Origin of the sequence: Methylopila musalis, assembly GCF_042679725.1 — a bacterium.
Lineage (GTDB): Bacteria > Pseudomonadota > Alphaproteobacteria > Rhizobiales > Methylopilaceae > Methylopila > Methylopila musalis.
The window spans coordinates 1-6,316 of sequence record NZ_JBHTMX010000164.1 but is presented as its reverse complement, the minus strand read 5'-3'; the positions used below and the strand labels follow the sequence as shown (position 1 = coordinate 6,316).

The following is a 6,316-nucleotide window of genomic DNA, read 5'->3' as shown; positions in this document are numbered from 1 at the left end:
GCATGCGAGCCGCTGGTCTATCCGGGCCTGCTGTCGCTGGCGCGGACGCTGGGGCGCCCCTGCGCGCCCGTCACGGCGGACGGCGGCGGCATGCGCCCCGACGCTCTCGACGCGCTGTGCCGCGCCGGCGCGCCGGGCCTGATCTATCTGAACCCGACCATCGGCAATCCGACCACCATCACGCTGAGCGCGGAGCGTCGGCGCGACATCCTCGCCGTCGCCGGGCGGCACGGCGTCCCGATCCTCGAGGACGATCCCTACACGCCGCTCGCCGCCGACCCGCCGCCGCCGCTTGCGGCCGATCCCGGCGACGCGCAGGTGTGGCACGTGCACACGCTGGCGAAATGCCTGACGCCCGGCCTGCGGCTCGCCTTCGTGGTCGCGCCCTCGGCCGAGGCGCGCGCGGGGCTGACGGCGCCGCTCAGGGCGCTCAGCCTGATGCCGGCGCCGCTGATGGCGGCGCTGCTCTCGAACTGGATCCGCGACGGCGTCGCGCGCGACATTCTGGACGGCGTGCGGGCGGAGGCGGCCCAGCGGCCGGCGCTCGCCCGCGCCCTGCTTCCACAGGCGAAGGCGCATCCGAACGGCCTGCATCTCTGGCTGCCCATGCCGGACGGGCTCGATCGCCATCGCCTGTCGGAGCGGGCCCGCGCCAACGGCCTCGCGGTGACGCCGTCCGACGCCTTCGCGGCGGACGCCACGCCGGTGGACGCCGTGCGCGTGTCCTTGGGCGCGGTTCCCGAACGGGCGCGGCTCGAAGGCGCGCTGGCGATGCTGGCGGGGCTGCTGGAAGACGCCGACGCGGCGCAGGCCGCGACCGGCTGACCGGGATCGCGGCGTGATGGGGGAGCCGCGTCAGTCCACCCAGTCCACCTTGGGCGCGTCGTCGCCGGGGCGCGACAGCCGGGCCTCGGCGGCCTTGTGGCAGTACTGGCTCGCCACCAGCCAGCCCTTCAGCGGCCGCAGCGGCGGCAGCAGCGTGACCAGCATGATCGGAAACGTGGTGAAGAGGTGCACCCAGTACGGCGCCTGATAGGCCGCCTCCAGCCACACCCCGAAGAAGGCGGACGGCAGACAGGCGAAGGTCATGGCGAAGAAGGCCGGGCCGTCCGCGGGATCGGCGTAGGAGTAATCGAGCCCGCAGACCTCGCAGCGCGGCTTCAGCGTCAGGAAGCCCTTGAACATATGGCCCTGCCCGCATCGCGGGCAGAGGCCGCGCACGCCCACCCGGTGCGGGTTCTGGCGCGGATAGTCCGTTTCGGCCATGGCGCAGGCGCCCTCCTCCGACGCGAACCCCACGGTCCGCGAACGGAAGCTAGGAACGAGCACATACAATGTCAATATTGTATGTGCTCGCGATGCCGTGAAGCCGTCAGACGCCGGACGGCGTCTCCGGCTTGAACGCCAGCGGCTTCGCCGCTGGGGCCTTCTTGCGGCCGGGCTTGGCGGGCGCGGGCGCCACGGCGGGGGCGATCGGCTCCAGCGCGATCGCCACCGGGTTCGGATAGTGCTCCAGCGTCGCGCCGGTGGCGGCGTCCACGCCCATGCCCACCACGCCGCCCAGCAGCACGTTGCCCGCGAAGCCCGCCGCGCCCGAGCCGGCGAGACGCGTCTTCACCGGCACCGAGGCCTCGCGATAACCCGGCAGGACGGCGGTGACGATGAACTCGTCCTTGCGGCCGACCGAGAAGGTGCAGGGGCTCTGGCAGGAGTGGTTGAGCGAGGTGCGCACCGTCGCGCCGGTCGGCGTGGTGGTGACGGTGAGCTGGCTGGTGGTGCCGCGGGTGATCGACGCGCAGGCGCCGAGGGGCAGCACGAGCGCCGCGATGAGAACGATGCGCATGGGAGGGAATCGCCTGTTGAGCCGCCCGAAGTGGCGACCCGACGCTCGTAAAAGTTGCGGCGCGCGATGGGAATACGTGAAAACGCCTAGAATCGCTGGGAAAAGCGCGCCACGGAACCGTCACAGGAGGATTATTCCGCCTCGGCGCGCCGCCGCGGGCCACGCCGGGCGCAAAACCGGAACGTTACGTTTTTATCTTGGGTTCTGTGGCGTCGGACCCAAGCTGCGGGCTTCGGGAAAGCCCAAGGGTCTCAACAGATCGGCTGGTCGGAGTGGCAGGATTCGAACCTGCGACCCCCTCGTCCCGAACGAGGTGCGCTACCAGGCTGCGCTACACTCCGTGGCCGATGGCGGCCTTATAGGAGGGACCGTGACGCCGCGCAAGCGCGCTCACGCCGCAACGGCGATTTTCCCGCGCACGAGCGTCAAATGGCGCGGAACCTTTGGCGCGACGCGGACGTTCTGAAAGCGATCGCAACGCAAAAACGCTGCTCCTTCCTACACTTGGAAGAGGCGACGACCGAGCGGCGTTAGCTTTGAAGCATGGAGGACGTCACACCCATGGCTGACCAGAACGCTTCTGATTCCGTCGATGATCTGGCGGACGGCGTCTCGGAAGCCGGTCGCAAGGCCGGAGACGGCGCACGCCGTGCCGGCGAGCGCGTCGCCGATACGGTGGAGCGAGTCTCCGAACGGGCCGACCGCACGTTGCGGCGCGCCGGACGTCGCGGCGAACGTGCCTTCGACGACGCCGCGGACGAGTTCGAGGCCCGCTCCGATTCGCTGGAGCAGACCATCCGCCGCAACCCGCTCGGCGCGGCCGCAGGCGCGCTGGTCGTCGGCTTCGTGCTCGGACGATTCCTGTCCTGACGGCGTCGCGCCGCCACAATCTTCAATCGAACACAACCCCAGGAGACTGATCATGGTCGACAGCAACACCGTCAAGGGCGCCATCAAGGAGACGGTCGGCAAGGGCAAGGAAGCCGTGGGCAAGGCCACCGGCAACCACTCGCTCGAGGCCGACGGCAAGGTGGATCAGGTGGAAGGCAAGGCGCAGAAGGCCGTCGGCAAGGCGACCGACGCAACGAAGTCCGCGCTGCGCCACTGATCGCAGCTCACGATGAGATCGAAGGGGACGCGGGCGGCATGCCCGGCGTCCCCTTCGTCGTTTCAGGCGGCTCGCGCCGTCACCCCGCTTTGGGGAACGGCGCGCGATCGGCCCCCAGCATGCGCTCGACGGTCGCGACCAAGGCGGCCAGCGAGGAGCGGGATTTCGTCAGCCGCGCCGCCGCCTCGAACGGCGCGACCTTCTCGTCCACGTCGTGAGCGGAGAACAGGATGGTGGGCGCGGGATGGGGCGAGGCCTTCAGGTCCGCCATCAGATCGAGGCCGGAACCGTCCTTCAACGCCAGATCCAGAATGATGAGGTCGTAGCGTTCGCGGGCGAGCCGCGCCCGCGCCGCAGCCAGGCCGCCGGCGAAGGTCACGTCCGCAAGCCCGCCGACCGCCGCGGCGACGACGCGCGACAGATCCTCGTCGTCCTCCACATGCAGGATGCGCGGCTTGGGCCGGGCCGCCGCGAGGCTCTGCTTCAGCACGCTCGCGAGCCGCGCGGGATCGATTGGCTTTTCGAGCCACTCGGTCACTTTGAGATTCGCGGCGCGCGCGTCCGCACGGCCCTGAGCGGCCGAGGCGGAGACCACCACCACCGGCAGATCGCGCGAACGCGCCGAGGCCTGGATGTCGTGGATCAGGGTGATTTCGTCGCCGTCCGGCAGGTTGAGGTCCACCAGCAGCGCCTCGATGTCCGGCTTGAACGCCGCCTCGCGGGCCTCGCGCACGGAGCGCACGGCGAGGCTGTCGAAGCCTGCGTCCTTCAGCAGTTCGCCGAGCAGCGTGGCGGTGAAGGGGTCGTCCTCGCAGATCAGCACCCGCGGCCGGGACCTCGGGGCGGCCGCGGTCTCCGCCGGCGCCTCGTCCGCGGCGCGGCCCACCCGCGGCAGGCGCACCTCGAACTCCGCGCCACCGTTCTCCCGGTAGCGGATCGCGCCGGCGTGGCGCTCCACGATCTCCTTGACGATGGCGAGCCCGAGGCCCGTGCCGCCCTTGCGCCGGCTGTCGGAGCCGTCCGCCTGGGCGAATTTGGTGAACATGCGCGGCAGGAAGGCCTCGGGCACGCCGGGGCCGCTGTCACGGACGCGGATCGCCGCCGTCTCGCCGTCCGCGCCCACAGCCACGATCACCGCGCCGCCGGCCGGCGAGAACTTGATGGCGTTGGAGACGAGGTTGGTCACCACCTGCGTCAGCCGGTCCTGATCGCCGAACACCACCACCGGCTCTCCGGTGGAGACCAGCTCCACATCCACGCCGAAGCTGTCGGCGTAGGCGCGGAGCCCCGTCACCGCCTGCCCCGCCACGTCCAGCAGATCGAGCGCCTTCAGGTCGAAGGCCATGCGGCCGGCCTCGATCTTCTCGATGTCCAGGATGTCGTTGATGAGCCGCACCAGCCGCAGGCTGTTGGCATGGGCGATGCCGACGAGATGGCGCGCCCGGTCGCCGATCGGTCCCGCCGCGCCGCCGGACAGCAGGCCGAGAGAGCCCGCGATGGAGGTGAGCGGCGTGCGCAGCTCGTGGCTGACGGTGGAGACGAACTCGTTCTTCAGCCGCTCCACCCGCTTGCGGTCGGAGATGTCGCGCGCGGTGGCGAAAATCAGGTCGATCCGGCCGTCACCGGCCTGAAACGGCGCCAGCACCATCTCGAACGTGACCACCACGCCCTGCGCGGCCGGCTCCCGCTCCACCCGGAGCACCCGGCCGAGCTGGGCGACGCGGTCGAGGTCGCGTTCGATCGATTCGCCGCGCGATCCCGGGAACACCTCCGTCGGGCGCCGTCCCAGCACTTCCGGCAGCGACAGGCCGGTGAAGCGCTGCGCCGCGGCGTTCCACGCCTCGAACCGGAAGCCGCCCTTCCCGTCGACGCGCAGCACGGCGGCGGGGTCGGGCGAATGGTCGAACAGCCCTCGGAACAGCGCCTCCGCGCCGGCGAGGCGCCGCTCGCGGTCCTCCACCGCCTCCGCCATCACCGCGAGCGCGCGGCCGAGCGCGCCCACCTCGCCCCGCGCGGTCATCTCCGGCCGGGCGGCGGTCTCGCCGGTTTCGAGCCTGCGGGCGTAGGCCGTCAGCCGCCGCAGCGGCCGCAGCACGAGCACCTCCCCGCCCAGCACGCCGAGCGCGACCGATGCGAGCAGGATGAGAGAAATGGCGCCGAGCCGCTGGTTCATGCGCTGGTCGATCGTGGCGACCACGTCGCGCTTCGGCAGGCCGACGATCAGCCGCGCCTGCTCCTCGATCACCGGCCGGGTGACGAAGATGGTGTCCTGCCCGCCGAGCTCGCGCGCCTCGAACACGCCGTCGCCGTCCCGGATGGCCGTCGTCCACATGGTTTCGCCGGCGAGGCTGCGGCCCACGAGAAACGGCGCCACGGGGTGCCGCGCGATGACGAGGCCGGCGGCGTCCACCAGCGTGACGGTGGCGCGGGGGTCGATCTCGGCCGCGAGCCGCTCCAGCGGGCCGCTGAGCGCCGAGAGGCTCAGCGTGACGCCGAGCGCGATCTGACGGCCGGTTTCCGTGCGGATCGGCATGGCGAGGGCGATGCGCGGCATGCCGCTGACGCGCGCCATGACGAGGCCGCTAACCGCGACGCCGCCGTGGGCGAAGGCGCGGTGGACATAGTCGCGGTCGCTCACGTCGACGCCGCGCGCGGCGGACAGATCGGAGCAGATCACCTTGAGGTCGGAGGAGATGACGAAGAAGGCCTGCGCGGACGGGTTGAGGCGCGAGAAATCGGACAGGCGCCGGTCGCAGGCTTCGCCGCCCTGACGCACGTCGGGCAGCCGGGCGAGGAAGATCAGCAGCTTGCGCGCCTCCTCGATCACGCCGTTCTGCTGCTCCACCGCCAGCCGCAGGGCGCCGTTCAGCCGCCCCGTGGCGGCCTCCAGCTCCGCCTCGCGCTCGACGCTCGCGAAATGCACCGTCAGCCAGGCGAGCGGCGCGATCACCAGCACGCCGAGATGCGCCACCTGCCAGCGCAGACTGAGAATCGGCCGGTCGAAGCCGACCGCGAGCAGCATCAGCGTCAGCGCAAGCGCGGTCGTGACCCGGAAGGTGGCGAAGCCGTGCACGGCCTCGATGATGCCGGGCTTGAAGGCGTGGAGCGCCAGGGCGAACACCGAGGCGCACAGGCCGAGAAGACGCGCGAACTGGCGGATGTCGTCCGCCCAGGACAGGCGCGCCCGCGTGAGAAGCAGCGTCACCGACAGCGCGATCAGCGAGCAGCTGACCGCCGCGGCCGAAGGCGGCGGCAGGGCGTCGGGGCCGAACAGCGGCCCGCCGACGGCAGCGAGATCGGGCCGCAGCCCGAGCAGCTGCGACGCCAGCGCCGCGACGCCCACGAGGCCGGGAACGGTGGCGAGC

6 protein-coding genes and 1 tRNA gene are annotated in these 6,316 nt (G+C 71.6%); 3 read left to right on the top strand and 4 right to left on the bottom strand.

Going from position 1 to position 6,316, the window contains the following annotated elements:
• On the top strand, positions 1-825 hold an 825-nt coding region (locus ACFQ4O_RS13860; RefSeq protein WP_378776318.1), incomplete at its 5' end, for an aminotransferase class I/II-fold pyridoxal phosphate-dependent enzyme.
• 30 nt (positions 826-855) lie between these two features.
• Here ACFQ4O_RS13860 and ACFQ4O_RS13855 read toward each other — a convergent pair.
• From ACFQ4O_RS13855 to ACFQ4O_RS13845, 3 genes are all read right to left on the bottom strand, one after another.
• Entirely contained in the window at positions 856-1,266 is a 411-nt protein-coding gene (locus ACFQ4O_RS13855; RefSeq protein ID WP_378776315.1) for a DUF983 domain-containing protein, read from the bottom strand.
• 106 nt (positions 1,267-1,372) lie between these two features.
• The gene (locus ACFQ4O_RS13850) at positions 1,373-1,843 is read right to left on the bottom strand and encodes a PEGA domain-containing protein (RefSeq protein ID WP_378776313.1); all 471 of its coding nucleotides are present in this window, start codon (positions 1,841-1,843) and stop codon (positions 1,373-1,375) included.
• Between the two features lie 264 nt (positions 1,844-2,107).
• Positions 2,108-2,184: transfer RNA gene (locus tag ACFQ4O_RS13845), tRNA-Pro, on the bottom strand.
• Between the two features lie 220 nt (positions 2,185-2,404).
• Between ACFQ4O_RS13845 and ACFQ4O_RS13840 the strand changes: the two genes are divergently transcribed.
• The gene (locus tag ACFQ4O_RS13840) at positions 2,405-2,713 is read left to right on the top strand and encodes a hypothetical protein (RefSeq protein WP_378776311.1); all 309 of its coding nucleotides are present in this window, start codon (positions 2,405-2,407) and stop codon (positions 2,711-2,713) included.
• Between the two features lie 52 nt (positions 2,714-2,765).
• Positions 2,766-2,951 carry a CsbD family protein gene (locus ACFQ4O_RS13835; RefSeq protein ID WP_378776310.1) on the top strand — a complete coding sequence of 62 codons (186 nt, stop codon included), beginning with the start codon at positions 2,766-2,768 and terminating at the stop codon, positions 2,949-2,951.
• A gap of 79 nt (positions 2,952-3,030) precedes the next feature.
• On the opposite strand, the gene ACFQ4O_RS13830 is transcribed toward ACFQ4O_RS13835, so the two are convergent.
• A partial coding sequence (locus ACFQ4O_RS13830; protein ID WP_378776308.1) for an ATP-binding protein occupies positions 3,031-6,316 on the bottom strand: 3,286 nt, incomplete at its 5' end.